This window comes from Evansella clarkii, from assembly GCF_002019695.1.
GTDB lineage: Bacteria > Bacillota > Bacilli > Bacillales > Salisediminibacteriaceae > Evansella > Evansella clarkii.
In genome coordinates this window covers 468,591-490,613 of sequence record NZ_KV917376.1, presented here as the reverse complement: position 1 = coordinate 490,613, position 22,023 = coordinate 468,591, and the positions used below count along the sequence as shown (strand labels likewise).

Sequence of the window (22,023 nt, the reverse complement as noted above, 5' to 3'; positions counted from 1 at the left end):
CGACGAGCGATTGCATCACAAGTATGCTTCGAGTTGTCTCGACGGATCCACCTCGCAGCGTTTCTAGAAGAGGAAGAGACAGTTACCGAGGTCACTTCAGGCAGGCTACTACCTGAAGTGGCATCTATGCTGCCTTGCGACGAGTAATCGCAGGAGCACTTGAAGCCAAAGAGCGGCTTCTGCGCTGCATCTTCGAGTATGCTATCCAACGAGCAAAGCTTCAAGAAACACTGCGAGTTGCCTCGACGGATACACTCCGGAGCTGTACTCGCAAAGGAAGAGGCAGTGCTTGGGTCTGCGGTTACTCGTCGCAGGTAAAGAGTGTCGCTCGTGACCAAGGCGCTTGCGCTTTTCTTTTATTTTAACAGCTTGAATCTGTTGATTTCGGAACAGAAAGTCCAAACAGGGGCCGGATATAAAGTGCCGCAAAAGTACCAGCCAGAGCCATTACTCCCCAGATCCAGCCGTGAAGACTGAAAGAAGCGATTCCACTGAAGTAAGCTCCAATGTTACAGCCGAAAGCAAGGCGGGCACCGTAGCCCATCAGGACACCTCCGATAAGAGATGCTGCAGCAGTTTTCCATGGGATTCGCTTAAGAATAAAAGCTCCTCCTGCTGCAGATGCAATAAATGCACCAGCCATAATTCCAAAGTTCATAACACTTGTGGAATCAAGGAATACAGACTGTTCCAGCTGGGCTGCTCTTTCTCCTGACCAGTATCCCCATTGTGTTACGTCAATGCCGATCGCATTTGCAGCTTTAGAACCCCAGAGTGCGAACGCGGATGTAATACCCCAAGGCTGTCCTCTCAGGAGGAGAGTTACAGCATTCAGTACTGCAAGAACTACCGCTGCTGCCAATAAAGGCCATGCACCGCGGAAAATTCTTGTTACTCCTTTTGCAGTAGGAAGGGGCGCCATTTTTGGCGCTTTTCTTTTCTTTTCAATTCTTAGCGTTAACGCAATAATTCCGGCAAAAACAGCGAGCTGAAGGAGCCATGCGCCTCCGTATCCTAAGCCTGTGTCTGTAGCAAGTGAGATTGCAGGAAGTGTAGGTGTATCATTCATCCAAAAATCAAAGTGTGCAGCTCCGATAACAGAGCCAACGATAAATCCGAACAATGTTAAAATCATAGATGATCTGCCGCCACCGACGGCATATAATGTACCGGATGCTCAGCCACCGCCGAGCTGCATGCCGATACCAAAGATAAATGCTCCGAACAGCAGGCTCACACCTACTGGTGAGACAAAGCCTGCCGGGTCATGACCGGCGAAAGACAAGCCCAATGCCAAAATTGGTGCAAATAAAGTAGATGCAATTGCAAGCATTACCATATGGGCTCTTAACCCCTGTCCGTTACCGACAGACATAAGCCGGCGGAATGCGGAAGTAAACCCGAAGCGGGCATGGAATAATGCTAACCCGAATAAAAGTCCGATCCAAAGCTGAATTAAAAATAAGCCGTCAGCGATTGTGAAAGTTGCGATACTTAATATGATTGCTGCTGCAATACCTATCCAGACATGTAAACTCTGTGGAGGAGGCAGTGCAGGAACGAGCAGGTTTTTACCGTCAAATTGATTAGGGTTCAAAGAGCTCCCTTGTGTATTTGAAGTACTCATTACATTCACCTCTAATTCCGATTAGTTTTCTGGGTTTTATGACTATACAATAGGATATTACGTAGTGCGTATTTCGTCAACTGGTAAATGCAGTATTAAAAGATGTTTAAATATTCATGAGATAGAAATTTACCTGCCGACTGGACATCTATGATTTTGATAGGTAATTAAATATAAGATGAAGAGCTGTCATCCCCATAAAACCACAAACCGGAAAAAAAGATGCGGGCTCTGGAAGAATACAGAACCCGCATCTTAACTTATCCACCAAAAGCATCTGCCCTACAAAATCCTGAAAATGAAAGGAAAGCGATAGTGTTCTCCCTCGTATGCTTTGATTGCGGCAACTATAGTAAGAATGAGTGCAGCTATCCCGATTATCCATAACAGCAGCAGCCCGATCAGCACCACAACTAATATGGCGCTTATAATGGAATAAACAGTCATGGTGATCAGGAAATTCAAATACTCTCTCCCGTGATAATCAATAAATTCCGAGTCATTTTTCTTCACTAACCAGATGACTAGCGGGCCAATAAAAGTTGTTACAAAACTAACAAGATAAATTAACATTGCAATAATACGTTCTTCTTTTTCCGGCATTGTGACCACCTCCCGATACCTCCTTTCGACAATAATTGTTATAATTCCTCTTCGCCTGGGCTCTATATTAATTATATTTATCCCGGCAAAAATAAACACCTTATTTTAACCTGCAAAAGTTTTCACAGCAATTAAAAAAGGGAATTGATTAAAAAAATGAAAACCTTATAGGGAGGGACAGAAGAATGATAAAACTGATTCAGTCAGAGGACCCGGCTGCCGTTGCGGTGGAGTTTGAGGGGAAAACAATGAAGGATGATATGGAGGAATTAGAGGCACATATAGAAGAAAAGTTTCCTGGGGAGGAGAAATTTAAAATTTTCGCTTTTATACATGATATGAAGAATGCGACTTTCCAGGGGATGACAGAAGGAATGAAGTTTGATACGAAATATTGGAAGCGGATTAGGAAGGTTGCGGTAGTGAGTGAACAAAAAAAGTGGAAGCAAGTAATCAGTGATATAGGAAATTACTGGCCCGGAGTAAAGATTAAACACTTTGAATACGAAGAAAAAGAAGCAGCCTGGGAATGGCTGAAAAGGTAATCTTCACTTTCGAATGGCAGAGTCCATCCAGAAAAATGGATGAATTTAAGTACATAAAATTTAACATGGCTGGATGGACAGGCCGCCTTCAGCGGTTAACCGGGACCACCATTTGACAGAATCATGATACTGGATTCTTTTTCAGCATCATTTTTTTGGCTTAAGGAACGAAGTGTTATAAGCAGGTCCTATATAGGCTGTTCGACTCATAGAAAAATAATCCATTTTATGAGAGAATATATTCCAGTGAGCTGCTTGTCTGTACAAGTGAGCTTAAAAAAATATCCGTTCATTCGGACAAACCACAGGGCCGTTTATCAATAAGATCCAGCAAAATATCCGGCACCAGCACCACTAAAACATCCACTCTGCTTCACTCTTCCAACCAACACAAAACTTTTAATTTCCATTTGTTTAACTAATTATATCCGGCCTTAAAACCACACCACGAGAAAGGAATGGATCATGAGAAAGATTACATCGATCGCATTGCTGTTTGTTGTAGCGTTCACTGGTTTATTTACCCAGAATTCCGCAGTCTCAGCTGCCGGAGGGCAGGAGAGTAACCAGGTAGACGAGCTTATGGATATTTCAAGGGATTATCTTGGCATTGAATACGAATGGGGCGGCACAACCCCTGAAGGATTTGATTGTTCAGGATACCTTCAATATATATATCGTGAAGTGGGCGTGTACCTTCCCCGCGTAGCAAGAAACCAGGCAAAAGCAGGAATACCAGTCAGCAGGGAAGACCTTCAGCCGGGGGACATCCTTTATTTTGAAAGGACGGGCCACCGGGATAACGTAAAGATTACTCACTCAGGCATGTATATCGGTAACGATGAATTCATTCATGCGGCGCGCTCTGAAGGAGTAACGATTACTAATCTTCCGGAGAGCAATTACTGGAACTCCCGTTATCTTGGGGCAACCAGGGTGATTATTGACGATGGGACAACTGGACAGACTTTTATGGACAGGCTGAATGGCAGTGAACTTGTGAGGATGTCTGCAGAGATTTCCCGTGGTATGTACCCTGAAGGTTTCGCAGAAGAGCATCCTTCGAAAACTGTAATCATCCTTCCGGCGAAAGCAGCTCATTTTTCCACAAAAGCCTTATCCGATATGTATGATGAAGCCCCTGTTCTTTTTACTGAAAAAGGACAAGTTTCCGGGGATATAGTCAAGGAAATTGACAGACTCGGAGCAGAGAGAGTTATATTAGCTGGAAACGAGGGTGATTTTCCAGCGGGGGTGACAGAAGCGGACAATTTTGACGGGCTGACTGCTGAATTACTGGCAGATCCAGCCATCGCAGCCGCTGAAATTGAGGAGAAATCCGACGGACTATTTGCACGGGTGAAAAATGCATTATTCTCTTTCACTACTAGTGTCCAGTCTCTGTTAAAAGCATAATTTTCTCAAAAGTTAAGGCGTTCTCACTTAAGGCCGCGAATAGCGAGCTTAAGAGGGACGTCTTTTTGCTATATTTTTGCTTTTCCGGAGTTGGTTTTGACCGCTGTTTCAGCGAAAAGTGAGGTTCAATTATTGAAAAAGGCTATTCAATCAGCGAAATCAGGCAGTCAATCAACGAAAGCTGAATTCCATCCGCTAAAATAGTTTAAGTTTCCCATGGAAAAATGACTTTAGTCTCGTTTTCTAAGACAGCTTATCGGGGAATGTTATTAAAGATGCTTATTTTTAAAGGAGGTTATAAAAATGGAAAAAGTCCTCACTTCACGTGCAACCGCGCAGGGCGGCAGAGAAGGACATGTGAAATCTGATGATAGTATGATTGATCTTGGGCTGACAATGCCAGGGTCTGGTTCGTCAAAGGAAGGAACAAATCCGGAGCAGCTGTTCGCGGCAGGCTATGCGGCATGTTATGACGGTGCTTTAAATCTGATGGCGAAAAAGTCGAAAAAAGAGATCGAATCGGAAACTACCGCGGAAGTAAGCCTTCTGAAAGACCCGGAGGATGGTGGGTTTAAAATAGCTGTGGAGCTGATCGTGGAGATTAAAGGCGTATCACAGGATGAGGCGAAAGAGCTTACAGATAAGGCGCACGAATTTTGCCCATATTCAAAGGCGACAAGAGGAAATATTGAGGTGAACATTACTCCAAAAGCAGTATAATCTTCGCCTTCAGTTCACCAATCTACGAGTTTTCTTAACTGCTGCGATACAACTTTTTACGTTTTGCCTCTGCAGGTACTGGGAAAAGCCAATAACAACGGGAGGTTGATAAAAATGTCTAAGCCAGGTTTAACGAGCTTAAAACCAGGAGAACACTACACTGCGAGTGAACTGGACAGTTTTATCAGTACGACGGAGGCCGTGCTGCTTTCCACGAACGGGAGACAACTCTTTACGGAGTCGGACCGGGAGTATAAAGTAACCCAGGAGTTTGATGGTTTCTTTGAACATTCACAGGAAACTGCAGAGAAGCAATATTACGAAAAGAAAGTATATCTCGTAGAGAAAGTTTAAGAACAGACTAATTTACGAGACAGTGAAAGCTTTCCCCGCCATAATTGGGGGAAGCTTTTCTTTTGCACTATCTTTAAGGAGGGGTATAAAACCCAATAGTAAAATAAACGGAGTTTGTCCGTCTATATGAAGACTTGAGCTTGTTTCGGCGTAGTATAAGGGGAAGTTTTCCGGTTATGCGAAGCAAATTCTCTCATTTTTGCATTTTTCAGGTGAATAGGCGGAATCGCTCCGTCTATTTAAGCCCTTTTTAACAAAAAATAATAATTAACCGGAATTTTTACGTCTAATTATTAAATAGGCTGTTTAACTTAAACCTCCAAAGCCGATAAGTGCAAACTCTCTTAATTCGGCCCAGTTTATTATAAAGATTAATAAATCGGTACTTACAGCAGCACTGTAAATGCAGAAGTATTACCCCCTTATTATTAGCAAACACCATTGTTTCCCGCATGGTATGAAATTTTGGTTACATACTACAGTTGTGAGCTGAAGAGGATTTTTGTAAGCAGACACCTCAGGGTAATTTCTTAAGATAAGGATGAGAAAAGTGCCGGAACTGCCAGAGATGGAAAATTACAGACGGATATTTAATGAAAGGCTTGCTGGACAAAGAATAACTAAAACAGAAGTGACAAGGGAAAAGACAGTAAATCTTCTTTTACCCCAGTTTGCCTCCGAGCTGCAGAACTCCGCACTGACTACTGTGGACCGGAGAGCAAAACACCTGATTTTCAGGCTGGACTCAGGGAAGAGCCTTTTGCTTCATCTTATGCTCGGAGGATGGATGTATATAGGGGGCGGGGAAGACAGTCCGGACCGGACGAAGCAGGTAACTTTGTCCTTCGGAAACCAGGAGCTCTATTTTATCGGTCTGAGGCTTGGTTACTTACACTTATTGACTCAGGATCAGCTGGATGAAAAGCTGGCTGATCTGGGGACTGAACCTTTAAGTGCTGGTTTTACAAAAGAGAAATTTCGATCCCTTCTCTCTAACAGGCGAAGTATGCTGAAAACATTGCTTGTTAACCAGAAGTTTATATCTGGCATTGGAAACTTATATTCCGATGAAATCTGCTTTAATGCAAGGCTGCACCCGGCAAGGCCGGTAAATGAATTATCAGGAGAAGAAGTGAGCGCACTTTATGAAAGCATCATATCAGTGCTGGAGCGGGGAATATCACTTGGCGGATATATGGATGAACCAGTATTCAAAGGGGACGAGCTTACAGGGAGCTATAATAACAATTGTTATGTTTATGACAGAGCAGGGGAACCGTGTATAAGATGCAGCGGTTCACTTACAAAAGATGAAATTTCGTCCCGGAAAACTTTTTACTGCCGTAACTGCCAGAATTAAAAGCATGCCCCCCTTAAAAAAAGGAAAGAGTGCAATGCTGAAGTATTTTGAGGATTAGCCAGTGGGGTCATGAGAAAAAAAAGATTGGTTCGAGCATAAAAAAACGGTCGTATGGACCTCTCATACGACCGTAAAGATTTCTCCTCTCTTACAAATTCGGGTCTTTATAATAGTAATCTACTGGCTGTGGCGCTACCTGAGATCGCTCGAGAGCAGGTGTATCAGGCCTTGCAGCATGGTAAACGGCTGCTCCCACAATACGCGCTACATCCTCCAGTTTTTCAATGCTGATTTTGTCAATCGTATCCTCAGGAGTATGATACCAAGGCTCAAGAGGAGTATGGATGAATAAAGCGGCAGGTATACCCCTCTCATAGAAAGGAACATGGTCGCTTCGCCCCAGCATGCTGAATGGCGGGATTTCATTCTGGGAAACCCTTGCACCTGCTGAAGCTGCCAGGTCTGTCACTGTATTTTGCTGCCCATCCACAGTGAACATGATTAAGTCACCGGCGTCTCTGCTTCCAACCATATCAAGCTGGAACATACCGACTGTCCGATCCACTTCATCTTGTGTCATATTGTTTGCATAATAACGGGAGCCTACCAGCCCGATCTCTTCCGCACCAAAGGCCACAAAACGAATCTCAGTGTCTGTTGGAGCGTTTGCCATTACACGGGCCAGCTCAAGCATAACCCCTGTTCCAGATGCATCATCATTCGCCCCGGGAGATCCAGGGACAGTATCATGATGGGCGCCGACAATTAGAATTTGTCCGCTGTCCATATTTCTGTTATTAGGATACTTTGTAGCTACAACATTATATGCCGTCGTATTCCGCGCAGGGAATGGCTGAATTTCTACATCTGTGTAACCGTAACTTTCAAACTGATCTGCTAAATATTCAACTGTTTCCAGTTCAGCCTCCGTACCGTATACACGAGGCCCGATGTTTTCAGACAGGTGGTACACATGATCATAAATATTGTCAACGTCAATTTGCTTAATAATCCTGTTATCAAAAGCCTGTGCAGATGGGTTTCTGGCCTCTGCCTCAAGTGCGGCAAAAGGAAGCAGAGTGAACAGCATTATTATGACAGACAAAACAGATATCTGTCTTTTCACAGCTAATCATCTCCTTATTAAATTCGCTTAATATCTGAAAAACTACTAATAAATTATCGGCCTCCAGGCCCACGACCTGGAACAGTTCTGCTGCTGAAATCATATATTGCCGAACCAATTAACTCCCCAGCTTCCTGAATACGTTCCTGGCTTATCTTGTCAAATGTATCTTCCGGAGTATGGTACCAAGGTTCAAGACTGGCTGTACCTGGTTCTCTTCGAATAAAGTTAGCGGCGTCAATACCTGCGTCATGGAAAGCAACATGGTCGGACGACCCCCTCTGGAAGAGTACGAGAGTATCGTTTCCAAGGCGTTCCGCTGCTGCGCTTGCAGCCTGCCATACAGCATTTGGCTGTCCGTCCACTACATTCACATAAAGTGCTGTAGCCTGTTCCCAGGCAGTTCCTACCATGTCCATATTAAAGTTGGCTGCGCTCCGGCTGATTTCATCATCCGAAAGCTCACTCACATAATGTCTTGCTCCTAATAAGCCGATTTCTTCCGCACCTACAAAAACAAAGCGAATCTCTTTTTCCGTTGGATACGCTTTCAAAATTCTCGCAAGCTCTAAAGCTGTTCCTGTTCCTGAAGCATTATCGCTGGCGCCGGGTGAACCTGGAACACTGTCAAAATGCGCGGTAACATAGACTATTTCAGGGTCCTGGCCAGTTGGAGGTCCCCCTTTAGGTTCTTTAACAGCTATTACATTAGGGGAAGACTGGTTCTCAAAGGCTGTAACCTGAATAGTAGCGGTATGCCCATCTTCTGCAGCAGCTGCCATCGCTTCACCGTCAGCCATTGTTATTCCCATTACCGGGACAGGTGCAACATTTCCTCCAAGGCTAGGTGTAAAAGGATTGGAGCTTGCTGAATTGTCATAGATTATAACTCCCGCAGCGCCTGCTTCTGCTGCATTCACCGTTTTCTCCCAGAAGGTAAATCCGCCGCGCTGAATGAGAGCGATTTTTCCTTCAGCTTCTTCTGTGAAGTCTTCAGGATACCCAAGTCCCGTATGATAGATTTCCGCAGTGAGCCCTTCTGCATCAGTACCTGCAGACCCTGTAGCGAGGCGCATCGGGATCTCATCGTTAGTATAAGAGGCGGTAAGTGAACCTTCTACCCTGTCAGGAATGCCGAATTCCTGAATATGTGTGTTGTACCCATAGCTTTCAAGCTCATTTTGTATATACTCGGCTGTTTCCCATTCTTCCTCAGTACCTGCAACACGGGGGCCGATCTCTACAGAAAGGTGGTAAATATGTTCCATCGCATTATCGGAGCTGAACCTTGCTGTAATTTTACGGTCAAACGCAGAAGCGGATTTACCAGGTGCTTCTGCAAAAGCAGTCGAAACTCCGGATGAGGAAAGATTCAAACCTGGATTAATGACAAACATAGTTGAGAAAAATAGCATAGCTGTTAAAGTTATAAGACTGAATTTCTTTGTCATTCACTCAAAACCTCCTTGTGATAATTTAGCAGATGGATAATACTTAGAACCTCCTTTTCTTGCTTATTGGCAAAAAACAGGGAAAACCCCGTATGACTTTATTCTCTTAAACTATCGATAAACTGCCAATAGTTCTAATCTATTTTGATATTCATTAAATAAATTGTCTGAGCGTCGGATTTTGCAGAAGGTGCACGAAATATCCGGAAATAGTGGGGAGACAGGAATGACCAGGAGGAATGGAGGAGGAGTTTACTATCAAAAAGTCTGAAAGTAGAGGTGATTCTAGTAATTATTATAAAAAAGTAAGTTATAAAAAGAGAAAAAGCCGGAAATATCCCCGGCTTTCTTCCTAAAAATCATTTCTTTTTTTTCTGGCGGCTGGTCTATCATTATATTGCCCATTTCCTGTCTTTAGTAAAGGAAACAGACAGCCATTTATCATATTTGATTTTCTTAATTCCGTCAGCTATTTCTTCTCTCACCTGGTCCTGCTGTTCCACAGTTTTCACGTTTGATTCAGTCTGCAGAACAAAGTCCACTTCCACATAAAGCTTGCTTCCAACTTTGGAGACCCTTAGAAATGATTCTTCAATATTATGGCGTACAGTAACTTTCTTTATTGTTCCGCTGATTTGCTGCTGAATTTCTTTATCGGGAGCCATCTCCAGTACTTCCTTAAAAGCTTTTACTATTTCAGCAAGCGGCACTTTAATAAAGTACCCTGAAACAAGAAGTACCATCAGAGGGTCCATATAAGGAGTTATGAAGCTGAAGCCGGCAGCAGAGGCCATTGCGGTAACGATAAAACCACCGAGTACGGCAAAACTTAAATACATATCCATTTTCCACTGGTTTGCCTCTGCTTTAATAAAACCTGAACGAATTGTCTGCTGTTTCCTGCTTAGGAATAAATATACGAGATAGCAGCCGCCTGCAGACAGGACAGCATATAACAGAGCATATCCTAAGGCTGTTTCCCGTCCCCCTGTGAACAAGGCAGCGGCGGCCGAGATAAAAGCACCGGAACAGAGAACAAGTATAACTGTGTATTTTACAATTAAGACGATCGGTTCAATAATTTCTTTCCCAAAAGGAAAACGCTGAAAATCATTTTTACGGATATATTGCGCTGCCCCGAGAGAAAGGAGGGACAGTACTACACTTATAAAAGAATACAGACCATCAAATAAAATCATCTGTGACATACTTAAAATCCCGAGCAGTACCCCGGCAACAGAAAAAACAACTGCACTGTATACAGATATAGTGAGTATTCCTTTTTCTGTTTTAATAAAGCTATTCATACTAGCACCTCTTTTTGAAATTGTGACTGACTATCAGTCATTAATGAGTTCTGAAAAAGCTCTTACGGATGAAGAGCTTTTAAAATAAATTTATTTACTTCTTCCTTGTATTGTTCCGGACTGTCTTCCTGCTGATGTGAAAGATAGCAGTTTTCCGCGGAGTTTTCTATTAAACCAACAATCATTTTGGCAAGATAGCCCATGTTTATATCCGCTTGAATTGTTCCTGATTCAGCTGCATTCTGTAGCCGGGCTTCCAGCCAGCTGTAGTATGGAAGGTATATTTGTTCCCACCGGTCGAAGGAGTGGTGAAAAGCCATACCGGAATAGCAGAAGAGGATGACATCTTTATACCTTTCCGTTATCTCAAAGGATACGTCTATTATACTTCGTATCGTTTCATAAATATCGGTTGCATCCGGCAGCCTTCCTTTTAATTCCGCCAGCTGCTCATGAAGAATTTTTTCAGCCATCGCAGGCACTACTGCACTCTTTGAAGAAAAATAAAGGTAGAAGGTACCTTGAGCAACGCCTGCTTCCTTTACAATATGAGAAACGGAAGCTTTCTCAAACCCCTTTTCCTGCATCACTTTAAAGGCCGCATCAAGCAGTTTTTCGTATTTTTCGTTTTTAATAGTTACCATAGTATTCTCCCCTAAAATGACTGACTGTCATTCAATCCTTTCTCTACTATATCATATCTTGCTGACAGCTGCAAATACGTATGATTAATATTCAATCAGGGGGAGGCTGAAGTCTGCAACGGATTAAACACAGCTGAGTTTTTCCAGAGGAAAAAGGGTATATAGAACAAAAACAGCTGCTATCCAACACTGGAAGGGGAGGGTAAGATGAAAATAAACTCGGTGGAACTCCGTTCAGGCGGTATTACGTTTACCTGGGAAGGGAAAGAGAGCATTTATCAGATTTTCCGTGATGATGAGCTTATATTTAAAGACAGGGGAAGGAAGCTGGAAGATAACGAACTGATTCCAGGAGAAGTGTGTATTTATACACTTGAAGGGCTGAAACATGAAGACGATGAAGAGCCAGCTGAGAAATTAATGCTGCAGGTTACAACCGGTCCAAAAGCGAGAAATCCTGATAATATTCTTCAGGAGATGAGCATGGCAGCAGTCGTTTCTGCAGCCCATACAGAGCTCTTCTGGGAGGAAATTGAGGGGACAGGAACCTATGATGTATATAAAAATGGTGAAAAAGTTACAGTAACAGATACTCCTCATTTTACGGACGAGGAAACTGATCCTGGTGAATACGCCATTTACTGGATTATGGCTGAACGGCCGCTGGAAGACTCCGAGGAAAGCCTGAAAAGACAAAAGTCGCTGATTGCCCGGGCCTTTGGAGCAGTTAACCCTGATTTATCCCAGGAAGAACCTGCAATGGAAAAATTCCGGATCATGAAAAAAATCGGGCCTCCCGGAAAATTGCTTAAACAGGATACCGAGGATATCACAGACGATACAGGAAAGCGCTGGGAACTGCGCTATACGACATTTTTAGGAGAAAAGCTGCTTGAAAATCCAAATGTCCTGTCACTTGACCGGTATTTTGAAGGTGACGGAAGAGGCTTTGATGCTGAAAGCGAGCATTACCGTACAAGAGCTGATATTTCCATAAACTTCAGCGAAGCGGTACCTGATGTAAAACTGGAAGGAAAGACGGGGACTTCCAGATCATTTGACCAGAATAAGGAACTCAGGGAAGAAGAGGCAGCTTCTAATGAAGGAATTGTCCTGAAAAACATTCGGAAAGACGGGGAAAATCTGCTTTTTACACTGAATCATTCTGTAGGTAATCCTCTCGTTGCTTCCCCTGATGTGAAATATGAAGTGCATGTTGTCTTTAACAGGAACGGGTATTTTGATATCGCTGGAAAACATGATCAGTCGCCCAACCATGAGGTTTACTTAAAGGGCGGAAACAGCCAGGACTGGGAGGCGGTCCATCAGGCGGAAAACAAAGGCCTGGCATGGATGGCTCCTCCGATTGCAAATCAACATTGGCGAAGTTCTAACTTTGAGTAAGAGTAAAAGGGGACTAAAAAAAGAAAGCCTGCCGGAATGGCAGGCTTTCTCTTGTGCTCAACTGCTATTTAACCGGCTGGGTTAGAGGAACCTTTTTCTTACTTCAGGAGATGGGAGGGCACAGCTCTCTTCTTTTTTTCCGAACCACTTATATCTGTTGTTTGCAATAATATTATATACCGCATTCCGGATCGGGGGCGGGACGATAATAAAGATATAGGAGAGCTTCCACAGGCCTTTAAGATGCCTTGCGATTCTCAGGGCAGCTCCGGATTTATAATAAACTTTATCTCCATCGATTAAAACCATACTGTCAATATCAGAGGAGACATTATGTTTTTCCTGCAGCTCCTCGCCTGCCTTGCTTTGTAAGGCGGTAAAATAGAATTTTTCCTCTTTATCACGCTTTAAAATAAATTGCACACTTGAGTCGCAAAAGTTGCAGTCACCATCAAATAAAACAATTGGGTTAGCCATTGTAATCCCTCCTGTTTTTCGGCTAAAACTTGTATTATTACTAATTTACCTTTTTTGAGCCATCTCAAACAACAAGGGGCTAGTTAACTGTTGCCGCTGCAGGTTGTGGAGACTCAGCAGTAACCCTGTTTTTACCGTTTCGTTTAGCCTCTATAAGAAGATGATCAGCTCTTATGAACGCTTTTTCCATGGGCATTTTTTCAGAAATAGTAAAGCAGTACAAACCAAAGGAGGAGGTATAGCTAATCTGGGTTGTTTCCCCTTTAAATTCTGCTTCTGCGGAGCCTGAGGCCACTTCCCGGCGCATTTTCTCTGCCAGCTCAGCCATTTCTTCAAAGCTCCTGTTTCTGAGAAAGACCGCGAATTCCTCGCCTCCGCTGCGGAATAAATAATCATCTTTACTTAACGTGCTTGCCAGAGTCTGGGCGAAATGCCTGATAACAGAGTCCCCGGCAGCATGATTATAATCGTCATTAATTCTTTTGAAATTATCAATATCAGCAACTATTACCCCAACTTGTTCTTTTGTTTGGTTTAACTGTTCCATTTTTTTGTCCATAAAAGCCCGGTTATATAAACCAGTCAGAAAATCAGTATAAGCCATCTTTCTGAATTTATCCCGTTCCTCTTTTGCCTGGAGGCTCTGAGTCTTTGTATGGAACGACTGGTTAACAATATAATTGAGTATAAACAGACTTACGAGGAGTTCCCAGCGCCCCTCAATAAGGAAAAGCAGCAGAAAGCCATTAGTAAAGGAAGTTTTTGCCATATCCAACCGGCTTCTGTCTTTAAAGAAATGGAAGGCTTCTTCACGGGTAGTGATTTCGCCCAGTAAGTAAAACAGGATGGATATGATGAAATCCGTTAAAAAGGATGTAATAATTACAAGTAAAATTAATAGCAGCCAGAATCCGAACGGGAGGGGCTGAAAATAAGGAAGCAGAAACTGGTATAAGTAATAGCCTGCAGAATGGACGAGCACAAAGGAGCCAGCATTATAAAAAATATGCAGGAACTCATCAGGATCAGCCCTTTTGGCCGATTTTTGCATAATATAACTGCTCAGACGGTATAAAAACTCATATATGAGAAGGCCTAAAGGGCCAGTAAACAAAGCGAAAGACATACTGTAGCTTATCCCGTAGTCTGTGGTAGTTCCGCCTTTTTTCTGAAAGATTCTCATATTGTAATATATTATGGAAAAAAACAAATAAATGATTAAGGCAGTAAGAAAAGTTGTACTCTCGATCTGGACAGGACCTGAAGAGAAAGCAACCAGTAAGCTTGCTGCAAACAAGGAAAATATGTAGAGCTTTACTTTCATAACTGGCATCCTCCCAGGAAAAGTATGTAATAATAATAAGATCTGCAGTTTTACCGAAGGACAGAACATCGGTCATTTTCATTATATAATATTTTCCGGGTAATAATTGGAATTTTTGATAAATTATGAGTGTTTTTCTTTTTAGAAGCATATAAATACGCCCTGGCAATGGCAAGGGCGCAGAAAAGAAAATCTAAACTTTTTCGGATGTTAATACTACTGGACCATCAAGCTGAGGATGGCTCATCAGACGAACAACAGCTGGCTCACACCGGATGACTACATAATTCGGATCATCGGGTCCCTCAAGGTATTTACGGAAATTTTCATGCCAGAATTTCTTCCTTAAACTCTCATCCTCATGAATGGTTGCTTCTGCTGTCATATCAACGAAGGGTTTTCCAAAACCGGAAAAGCCGATCAGAATATGAACCTTTTTATTGTTCAGAATATCCCGTACTTTATCTGTGTTTTTACTCGACACAGCGTAAAGCGTGTACCCTTCATTTCGAAAAATCATATACCGGGAAAATGGCTGTCTGTCCTTTTTCATAGTAGTCAGGCTTCCTAATTTGCTTTCATCTAAAATACGCATTATTTCCTGATTGATTTCATTCTGTTCCATCTGCTGCACCTCTTTTTTCATTCTTACTGCTACTATCATTTTATAGGTTTTTTCAGCCAGATGGAGTTCTTCGGGCGATATGATGAAAAATTGTCACAAACGGAAGATTCCGGAGTGCCGGAAAAAAGCTAGCTATTTAGTGGAGTTAAGGCTTTTGTTTCATCTACATGGATAAACGCATCATACCGTTCTGAAATCCGGGAAGGGACGTAGTTTCCAAGGTGCTCCATTTCAGGATGATAAACGACACCAATTGCCCGGTGCCCGATAATATCTCTGAAAAGCTTCCGGTTCTCCTCATTAAACATAATAAATTTATTAAAAGAGCCTGACTTGTGAAGGAGGTCTTCCCAGCTTCCTGCTACTCCTTTAGGAACTACCAGCTTTTCAGGAATAGCACCCCATTTTGCTCCTGCGATGACTGTGCCTCTATGGGTGCCGAAACCTACCGCATAAACATCTTCCTCTCCATACATTTCCCTGGCAAGCTGCCCCACATTAACCATCCCTTCACTGGCCATATCAGTAGCCCGGGCGTCTCCTATGTGAGTGTTGTGCTCCCAGACGATTCCTTTAGTACCTGTACCGTAGTGCTCGCTAATAATGCGAAGGGCTTCCATCATATGTTTGTCACGGATATTCCATGATTCTGCATCATGGCTTACCATGGCGTGGTAATATGCTTCAGCATTACTTGCAGCAACTGCGTTTGCCTGCATGTTTAATGAGGCTTCCGGGTCATCGTCATACGTACTTTTATTCTGCCTTAGTGTCCGCAGCATCTCCAGCATTTCTTCCATACAGTCTTCACCATAATAAGCTGCAGATACGCCGTATTTTTCCGGCTTCTTATTAAATGGCTCAAAGCATTCAAAGGCATTTTTTGCCTTTTCAACATCAGGGGACTTAATTTTCTCCAGGTATTCTATTATCGCCTCCATGGATTCCCAGAGGCTGTACACATCGAGCCCGTAAAATCCAGCCTGGTTCCTGGCGGGCTGCTTTTTATTAAACTCCTTCATCCACTCAATGAGGGGAATGATCTCTTCGTTGGCCCACATCCACTGGGGCCAGCGGTTAAATGACCGGAGCACATCACGGGCAGTGGAGTACTCAGGAGCCATGCCCTTAACGTAGCGATTTACTTCAAAACAGGGGGGCCAGTCTCCTTCGACAGCTACAAAGGAATAACCATGCTCTTCAATAAGATGCTTAGTAATTTCAGCCCTTATTGTATAAAATTCTGATGTTCCGTGGGACGCTTCTCCAAGCATTACGTACCGTGCTTTGGACGCTTCCTTGATTAATGGTTCAAGGTCTGCCGTTTGTGTATAAGGAGTGGCATGCTTGTTAATATATGCAGTTATATTATCAGTTTTCTGCATAGCTTATCACCTCACAATTAGTTGTTATTATGCTCAATAACCGAAAATTTGTGTGATTATCCGTTATTTTGCTAAATAAAAAAACTCCGCCTGGAATACAAGGCAGAGTTTTGGACGGTACTTATTATTTCACTGTAATCGGGTTATGCATCATTTCCTGCATTTTTTCTCCTGAGTCGGATGCTTTTTTCACGTCGGTGATTACGAAGCCGCTCTTTGGGAATGTAGGCATCCTCTCAAGGCTGTATGCGAGGTTTTGTTCAGGGACATGGTAATTCATATTGTTAACAAAGTATTTAAAGAACGAGCGCATTACCATAACTGTCAGCCATTCACCGGCACAGCGGTGGCCGATATGATGGTCTCCGCCTCCTTGGGGAATAAAGGAAAACGGGCTTCCTTTCCAGTCTTTAAACCTTTCAGGAATAAATTCATCGGCTTGTTCCCAGTTGTCAGGATGGCGGTTAGTGCCGAAGATATCCAGTACTACAAGGGTGTCTTTCTTGAATTTATAATCGTGCCATACAAAATCTTTCTTTACTTTAGCAGCCATAGCAGGAACGAACGGGTAGTAACGCCTTACTTCCTGAGAGAACATGTGGCTGTAATTTCCCTCGTCTTTTTTAAGCTTCTCCATAGTTCCCGGGTGCTCATGCATTGCTACCGCTCCAAGAGTGAGGAAGTATGCAGTAGCGATAAGCGGACGGAAGGAGTTGCTCAGTTCAATCGCCGCCTGCCTGCTGTCCAGCCGTTTACCGTTTAATTCTCTGTGGTGGGCGACAATGTATGCGGCAGTGTTCGCCGGAACTTCCATTTTCCCTTTGCGGATTTTTTTAATAATTCCTTCGAGCCATTCCTCATGGCTGTCACGAGCCTTTTTACCGTTCCGCCATCTGGAGAGAGAGCCTCCGAATGAGTCAATCATCTGACCAACTTCCGCCGTCCGCTGTTCCACTTCTTCTTCTTTCAGCGGTACGCCGGCCCACTCACATCCTGCACGGGTGAGAATTTCGTGCATTTCATCAATTAAAATAACTTTATCTCGCTTTACCCATTGGTTCACTTTATTATCAAGGTGCTTTAAGGCGATTCTGTTCAGATCCTCGACCCTTTCAGGAGTAAACATGGATAAAAACATTCTTTTTCTGTTTTTATGTGCTTCTCCATCGAGGGCATGAACACTGCCAGTTCCGAACAGCGACAGTTGGAGCGGCTTTGGAAGAGCCCCTTTTCGCTTAAATTTATCATTATCATAGAAGACTTCAGCTGCTTCTTCACCGCTCATACAAACAGCTTTTCTCCCCATAAGACGTGTTTCAAAAATATCAGATCCAAGCTCCTCGCGTCTGTTCGGGAGAAAGTGGAATCCTTCCTTAATAAGAGACATGGAGTTGTCAATCCCCTTAGCTTTAGGAATGGGGGTTTTTACCTTCATTAACTTCAGCTCCTTTTATACATAGAGTAGTTTAGTCAGCTCGTGACTATGTAAAGTTCAGGCGGAGGATATATTTTATCTTATATGTAGTAGTACCCTTGCAGAACGAACCTAAACGCTCGCCTGGTACTGTTTGGTGTGAAATTTTGTGTAATTAATTACTAAGTAACAGAAAAGCCTCTATCATGCGGAATGGCGGTATAACAGATAAAAAGGTGCTATAGGAATGTGGAGCGGATCCTCATTGCACATTCACTATAAAACAAACAAAACGCCTGGATAAAAACTCCAGGCGTTTTTGCTTGATATTATATCTTATTGCTCAATAACAAATATTACTAGTCTTCCTGCTGGATCTCACCAGCGCCTTCTTCTTCAGTTGCGATCTGCCAGGCTCCGTCACGGCGTGGGTCTCCTCCGCCGAACATACGCTGGACATAGCCATGTTCGTCAAGCTCTATACCAAGCCCCTGAATACCACCGTAATAAAGAGGAGAAGTCTGCAGCCGGACTGCATACCCCATATTATTCAGTGCCTGTTCCGCAGATGGAGGCAGCTCTTGTTCAACATACATAACATCCCCATCTGCGTAAAAACGAGGGCGTGTGATTGCCTCCTGCAGTGTTAATGGTTCCCCGGTACTTTGGTGGAGACCATATTCATACTGCATGATAGTCTGGAAAAGCATTGCAGGTATTCTCGTACCCCCAGGTGTACCAATACCAAGCACTGCGCGGCCTTCTTCCTCAAATATTGTCGGAGAAACGAAGGAACGAGGGCGCTTTCCTGGTTCCAGGAAGTTTGGCGATTCCGGATTTTCAGAGAAGTTATTTTGCTGGTTATTCATGAAAAAGCCTTTGATATTTAACCCGGCGCCGAAGAACTCACCAAGTGAATTTGTCGCTGAAACCATCATCCCGTCTTTATCAACAACCACAAAGTGAGTTGTATGCCGGGAGTCATTAATTTCAGCCGGGCTGTCCCATAAATTTTCCACATCTATAGAATCAAAATCAATTTCATCAATCAGTCCTGCTGTATACTCAGGAGCAGTAAGTGCGTCATAATCCACGTCCTCGAACAGCGGGTCGCCCAGTGTATCGAGCCTGTCAGCGTACACTGTTTTGGTAATTTCACTGATTAAATGCAGATATACATGCTGCCAGTCTTCATTATCAATAATATCCCCGAGCTTTAGGCCGTCATCCATCGGCAGATCCGAATCAAGAATTTCAGACAAATCCATTGTTTCGGCAATCTGCAAAGCCTGTGCAAGAACTACACCGGAAGTAGGGGGAGCACCACCGTGAATGGTAAAGCCATTATACTGAGCAGTTGCAGGAGCTCTTTTTTCAGTCGAATAAGCTGCTAAATCGCTAACCTGAAAGCCCGTATGCTGGGCAATTGCTTCGCCGATCTCACCTTCATAGAACCCGGCAGCCCCGTTATCACGTATTAATTCCAGTGTGCGGCCAAGTTCTTCCTGAACTAAGTTATCACGCAGGCCAATTGCCCGCCCTTCCGGATAGTATCGCTCTGAACCCCCGTCGGTAAATTCAAGCCAGCGAGCGGAATTGGCTATACGCTGATGAAGGTTTTCATCTACGAGAAAACCATCGTAAGCATGATCAATTGCCGGCTGAAGCAGGTCCTCCCAGTTAACGGAGCCGTAGTCCTGATAGAGTGTTTCCATACCATCAACCATTCCAGGCACAGCAGCAGCCCGAGTGCCCCACGCTCCGCTTTCCGGGACTAATTCACGGTAGTCATAGTGGACAGCACCGTTCTCAGGTTCGTGGACGATCATAGATCCGCCTCCGCCAATACCTGATCCATATGGTTCTACTACGTTAAGAACAAATGAAACAGCGATCGCAGCGTCAACGGCGTTGCCGCCATATTCCTCCATGACTCTCATCCCTGCTTCCACTGCAAGAGGGTGGGCCGCACTGACACCGTATACACCAACATGTTCCCGTTCTTCTTCAGTTGCTGCCGGATCCTGTGCAACCTCCACCGAATCTTCCTGCCGCTCTGTAAATTCTCCGCCGGAGTATGGCTGCCGGTTAGGGTCAAAGTGCTCATCCTCAAAATAGCTGTAAGCTACGAGGCCGAGAAAAATAACAACTGCGAGTATGTTTGTGATTCTTAAGTAATTCATAGTTATAACTCAACCCCTTCCAGTACCCCAGCCGCGTCCAAGTCGATAATTAATCGGTCATTTTCCACTCGCCATAAACTTTCATCCAGTTCTTTTCTGAGCGTGCGGAATATCCTGAAATTCCGGTAAGGTTTTGTAATACCGCTCGTTTCCCGAGGCTGTGAATCTAAGAGCCTGATAGGAACAAAAGATAATTCTTTGCTGCCGTCCTCAAGAAAGTCGAGCTGGGCAATTACAGTTTCTTTCGTTCTGGACCAGCCCTGGTCAAAAATAAAGTTTCCTAAACTATTCATAACAACTGCTCTGTTTCCTGCAGTGCCTTCAATAATTGTAACGGGCTCCAGTACGTGTGAGTGGTGGCCAATAATAACGTCTGCTCCGTAATTAACCATCAGCTGGGCAAGCCTTCTTTGGTCGTCATTATAGCCTACCTGGTACTCATCGCCCCAGTGGACATGAACAAAGACTACATCGGCGTTTTCATTTGCTTCTGCGAGCCTCTCCCTAAGGACAGCATCACCGCCGTCAAAGAAAGAAAATACGCCGCCTACATGGTCGTTGGCATCAAAGCCGACAACCCTGACCTCAGTAAAACCAATTAAAGCTCCTGTCAAACCGTCTCCCATTTCGAAGTAAGAAATTCTCGCTGCTTCAATTGGATCTTCTAAGTCCCGGTCTGTTAAGTCAGTCTCTTCATCGGCTGGATTTGAGCCCTCGATTGAAGAGTCTTCTTCCGCTGAATCTTCACCGGCAGGTACGCCTTCCTCTGTAACATTTTCTTCTGACTCAGTTCCTTCTTCACCCTGGAAGCCTGAGTCCTCATCAGTATCTCCTAAAGCAGTGCCAGCACCTCCGCGGACTTCTCCCAGGCCTACAAAATCGACATTGGAATTTTTTACATGTTCTAATGTCTGCTCCAGGGAGAGATCGCCGTAATCCATTGTATGGTTATTAGCCAGACTGATAGAGTCAATCCCGGCAGCTTCCATCGCATCTAATGTATCTGGTTTTGCATACAGGTGAATATCTTTATTTTCCAAAGCCCATTCATCGACTTCGTTTTCCACTACCGGATCATCTGGGTCCATAATTGCTGCTTCGAAGTTAGCGGTAGTGTAATCAGAATCATGAAAGTAAGGATACACATAGTTAAAAACACGTGAAATTGGCTCGCCCTGATATCTTGCCGCATCCTGTACATGGCGCCCCATCATAATGTCGCCAATCATTGACATACGATACTCCACATTGTCAGGGCGGGTAGTTTCCGGAGCCTCCGGATTTATGAGTAAACTGTCGACTGCAATGATTAAAATAACTACAGCTAATGCGATCAGAGAATCTCTGGTTGCATTTTTTCGGTGTTTTTTAATCCAGTCCAGAACCTTTTCCTTAAAAGTATAATCTTCCATCTAGGATCGCTCCCTCTAAAACAGGTGATAAACTGTTATGATTACGAATGTGAAAAATGAAATAACAAGTGTTGAACTAAATGTTGGAATGATTCCTTGTTTATGAATTGTATTAGCGATCAGCCCCGGTACAATAACACCGATACCCCGGAGCTCATATACCTCGAAGGGGACTTCAAAGCCTGTGAGAAAATCAAAGCTCATTTTCAGAAGCACACCGACAGTGAGCATCGCGGCAAATTTCCGCCTTCCATATAAAACTGTTATTCTTCCAATCACTTGTGTAACAAATAAATAGGTTACAAGACTAATCAGCGCCACAACTACCAGAAACATGAGCTGATCAAAAACAAGCCCCAAATAGCCGGGCACAATCAGCCCGGCTGGAACGATTCCTGTCTTTTCTACGTAAATCAGACTTAAAATAACACCAATAACTATTGCAATATATAAATCCGTACCAAACACGAGGGTTCCTCCCTTTTTAACACTTTAAGAAAGTATAAATTTTTTGCGATGAAGTTAATTCGACGCAGTAGAAAATTTTATGGCTAAAGTATAAGTGCAACTATGCCTCTGTCTTCGCCAATCGGCGAGTTTTCTTTATAGAAATTACTGTGAATAATCCAAGGAAACTATCAAGCTT

General features: G+C 43.6%; 20 protein-coding genes and 1 pseudogene. 7 read left to right on the top strand and 14 right to left on the bottom strand.

The annotated features are described in order from the left end of the window. Positions 1-361: 361 nt before the first annotated feature. Both BK582_RS27765 and BK582_RS02155 read right to left on the bottom strand, forming a co-directional pair. Positions 362-1,627: pseudogene (locus BK582_RS27765) on the bottom strand (YeeE/YedE family protein). Positions 1,628-1,909: 282 nt separating this feature from the next. After that, positions 1,910-2,230: a DUF4870 domain-containing protein gene (locus tag BK582_RS02155; RefSeq protein WP_078592780.1), complete on the bottom strand. Its 321-nt coding sequence runs from the start codon at positions 2,228-2,230 to the stop codon at positions 1,910-1,912. Between the two features lie 185 nt (positions 2,231-2,415). Here BK582_RS02155 and BK582_RS02150 point away from each other — a divergent pair, with 185 nt between their 5' ends. The 6 genes from BK582_RS02150 (at position 2,416) to BK582_RS02130 (ending at position 6,625) form a co-directional block, all read left to right on the top strand. After that, positions 2,416-2,775 carry a SpoIIAA family protein gene (locus BK582_RS02150; RefSeq protein ID WP_078592779.1) on the top strand — a complete coding sequence of 120 codons (360 nt, stop codon included), beginning with the start codon at positions 2,416-2,418 and terminating at the stop codon, positions 2,773-2,775. After that, positions 2,760-2,891: a hypothetical protein gene (locus BK582_RS27985; protein WP_276328186.1), complete on the top strand. Its 132-nt coding sequence runs from the start codon at positions 2,760-2,762 to the stop codon at positions 2,889-2,891. Before BK582_RS02150 ends, BK582_RS27985 begins: the two co-directional genes overlap by 16 nt. A gap of 349 nt (positions 2,892-3,240) precedes the next feature. After that, a complete protein-coding gene (locus BK582_RS02145) occupies positions 3,241-4,191 on the top strand; it encodes a C40 family peptidase (RefSeq protein WP_078592778.1) in 951 nt (316 codons plus the stop codon). Positions 4,192-4,494: 303 nt separating this feature from the next. Continuing rightward, positions 4,495-4,911: an organic hydroperoxide resistance protein gene (locus BK582_RS02140; protein ID WP_078592777.1), complete on the top strand. Its 417-nt coding sequence runs from the start codon at positions 4,495-4,497 to the stop codon at positions 4,909-4,911. 114 nt (positions 4,912-5,025) lie between these two features. Further along, positions 5,026-5,265 carry a hypothetical protein gene (locus BK582_RS02135; RefSeq protein WP_078592776.1) on the top strand — a complete coding sequence of 80 codons (240 nt, stop codon included), beginning with the start codon at positions 5,026-5,028 and terminating at the stop codon, positions 5,263-5,265. Between the two features lie 550 nt (positions 5,266-5,815). Then, positions 5,816-6,625 (top strand): Fpg/Nei family DNA glycosylase, encoded by an 810-nt coding sequence (locus BK582_RS02130; protein ID WP_078592775.1) that lies wholly within the window; start codon positions 5,816-5,818, stop codon positions 6,623-6,625. Positions 6,626-6,773: 148 nt separating this feature from the next. Here the strand turns inward: BK582_RS02130 and BK582_RS02125 are convergent, their stop codons facing one another. The 4 genes from BK582_RS02125 to BK582_RS02110 form a co-directional block, all read right to left on the bottom strand. After that, complete coding sequence (locus tag BK582_RS02125; RefSeq protein WP_244895322.1) at positions 6,774-7,751, bottom strand: M20/M25/M40 family metallo-hydrolase; 978 nt, start codon at positions 7,749-7,751, stop codon at positions 6,774-6,776. A 53-nt stretch (positions 7,752-7,804) separates the two neighbouring features. Beyond that, the gene (locus BK582_RS27980) at positions 7,805-9,202 is read right to left on the bottom strand and encodes a M20/M25/M40 family metallo-hydrolase (protein ID WP_078592774.1); all 1,398 of its coding nucleotides are present in this window, start codon (positions 9,200-9,202) and stop codon (positions 7,805-7,807) included. Positions 9,203-9,594: 392 nt separating this feature from the next. Further along, the gene (locus tag BK582_RS02115) at positions 9,595-10,509 is read right to left on the bottom strand and encodes a cation diffusion facilitator family transporter (RefSeq protein ID WP_078592773.1); all 915 of its coding nucleotides are present in this window, start codon (positions 10,507-10,509) and stop codon (positions 9,595-9,597) included. A gap of 62 nt (positions 10,510-10,571) precedes the next feature. Further along, positions 10,572-11,153 carry a TetR/AcrR family transcriptional regulator gene (locus tag BK582_RS02110; RefSeq protein WP_078592772.1) on the bottom strand — a complete coding sequence of 194 codons (582 nt, stop codon included), beginning with the start codon at positions 11,151-11,153 and terminating at the stop codon, positions 10,572-10,574. A gap of 207 nt (positions 11,154-11,360) precedes the next feature. Here BK582_RS02110 and BK582_RS02105 point away from each other — a divergent pair, with 207 nt between their 5' ends. Next, on the top strand, positions 11,361-12,557 hold the full coding sequence (locus BK582_RS02105; RefSeq protein ID WP_078592771.1) for a DUF3238 domain-containing protein: 1,197 nt from the start codon (positions 11,361-11,363) through the stop codon (positions 12,555-12,557). Positions 12,558-12,638: 81 nt separating this feature from the next. Here BK582_RS02105 and BK582_RS02100 read toward each other — a convergent pair whose 3' ends face one another. From BK582_RS02100 to pgsC, 8 genes are all read right to left on the bottom strand, one after another. Continuing rightward, the gene (locus tag BK582_RS02100) at positions 12,639-13,034 is read right to left on the bottom strand and encodes a thiol-disulfide oxidoreductase DCC family protein (protein ID WP_078592770.1); all 396 of its coding nucleotides are present in this window, start codon (positions 13,032-13,034) and stop codon (positions 12,639-12,641) included. Between the two features lie 79 nt (positions 13,035-13,113). Then, positions 13,114-14,358, bottom strand: coding sequence for a GGDEF domain-containing protein (locus BK582_RS02095; RefSeq protein ID WP_244895321.1), 1,245 nt, complete (start codon positions 14,356-14,358; stop codon positions 13,114-13,116). A gap of 193 nt (positions 14,359-14,551) precedes the next feature. Further along, positions 14,552-15,022: a pyridoxamine 5'-phosphate oxidase family protein gene (locus BK582_RS02090; RefSeq protein WP_244895320.1), complete on the bottom strand. Its 471-nt coding sequence runs from the start codon at positions 15,020-15,022 to the stop codon at positions 14,552-14,554. A gap of 89 nt (positions 15,023-15,111) precedes the next feature. Next, complete coding sequence (locus BK582_RS02085; protein WP_078592767.1) at positions 15,112-16,368, bottom strand: erythromycin esterase family protein; 1,257 nt, start codon at positions 16,366-16,368, stop codon at positions 15,112-15,114. Positions 16,369-16,492: 124 nt separating this feature from the next. Continuing rightward, positions 16,493-17,803: a CYP152 family fatty-acid peroxygenase CypC gene (locus BK582_RS02080; protein ID WP_078592766.1), complete on the bottom strand. Its 1,311-nt coding sequence runs from the start codon at positions 17,801-17,803 to the stop codon at positions 16,493-16,495. A gap of 338 nt (positions 17,804-18,141) precedes the next feature. Then, positions 18,142-19,965 carry a gamma-glutamyltransferase family protein gene (locus BK582_RS02075; protein ID WP_078592765.1) on the bottom strand — a complete coding sequence of 608 codons (1,824 nt, stop codon included), beginning with the start codon at positions 19,963-19,965 and terminating at the stop codon, positions 18,142-18,144. A gap of 2 nt (positions 19,966-19,967) precedes the next feature. Then, positions 19,968-21,377, bottom strand: coding sequence for a CapA family protein (locus BK582_RS02070; protein ID WP_078592764.1), 1,410 nt, complete (start codon positions 21,375-21,377; stop codon positions 19,968-19,970). Between the two features lie 15 nt (positions 21,378-21,392). Then, positions 21,393-21,845: a poly-gamma-glutamate biosynthesis protein PgsC gene (gene pgsC / locus BK582_RS02065; RefSeq protein WP_078592763.1), complete on the bottom strand. Its 453-nt coding sequence runs from the start codon at positions 21,843-21,845 to the stop codon at positions 21,393-21,395. Between the last annotated feature and the right edge of the window lie 178 nt (positions 21,846-22,023).

Coding starts and splice junctions, on each gene's coding strand:
- BK582_RS02155 (WP_078592780.1), bottom strand. CDS start 2,230: ATGCCGGAAAAAGAAGAACGTATTATTGCAATGTTAATTTATCTTGTT.
- BK582_RS02150 (WP_078592779.1), top strand. CDS start 2,416: ATGATAAAACTGATTCAGTCAGAGGACCCGGCTGCCGTTGCGGTGGAG.
- BK582_RS27985 (WP_276328186.1), top strand. CDS start 2,760: ATGGCTGAAAAGGTAATCTTCACTTTCGAATGGCAGAGTCCATCCAGA.
- BK582_RS02145 (WP_078592778.1), top strand. CDS start 3,241: ATGAGAAAGATTACATCGATCGCATTGCTGTTTGTTGTAGCGTTCACT.
- BK582_RS02140 (WP_078592777.1), top strand. CDS start 4,495: ATGGAAAAAGTCCTCACTTCACGTGCAACCGCGCAGGGCGGCAGAGAA.
- BK582_RS02135 (WP_078592776.1), top strand. CDS start 5,026: ATGTCTAAGCCAGGTTTAACGAGCTTAAAACCAGGAGAACACTACACT.
- BK582_RS27980 (WP_078592774.1), bottom strand. CDS start 9,202: ATGACAAAGAAATTCAGTCTTATAACTTTAACAGCTATGCTATTTTTC.
- BK582_RS02115 (WP_078592773.1), bottom strand. CDS start 10,509: ATGAATAGCTTTATTAAAACAGAAAAAGGAATACTCACTATATCTGTA.
- BK582_RS02110 (WP_078592772.1), bottom strand. CDS start 11,153: ATGGTAACTATTAAAAACGAAAAATACGAAAAACTGCTTGATGCGGCC.
- BK582_RS02105 (WP_078592771.1), top strand. CDS start 11,361: ATGAAAATAAACTCGGTGGAACTCCGTTCAGGCGGTATTACGTTTACC.
- BK582_RS02100 (WP_078592770.1), bottom strand. CDS start 13,034: ATGGCTAACCCAATTGTTTTATTTGATGGTGACTGCAACTTTTGCGAC.
- BK582_RS02095 (WP_244895321.1), bottom strand. CDS start 14,358: ATGAAAGTAAAGCTCTACATATTTTCCTTGTTTGCAGCAAGCTTACTG.
- BK582_RS02090 (WP_244895320.1), bottom strand. CDS start 15,022: ATGATAGTAGCAGTAAGAATGAAAAAAGAGGTGCAGCAGATGGAACAG.
- BK582_RS02085 (WP_078592767.1), bottom strand. CDS start 16,368: ATGCAGAAAACTGATAATATAACTGCATATATTAACAAGCATGCCACT.
- BK582_RS02080 (WP_078592766.1), bottom strand. CDS start 17,803: ATGAAGGTAAAAACCCCCATTCCTAAAGCTAAGGGGATTGACAACTCC.
- BK582_RS02075 (WP_078592765.1), bottom strand. CDS start 19,965: ATGAATTACTTAAGAATCACAAACATACTCGCAGTTGTTATTTTTCTC.
- BK582_RS02070 (WP_078592764.1), bottom strand. CDS start 21,377: ATGGAAGATTATACTTTTAAGGAAAAGGTTCTGGACTGGATTAAAAAA.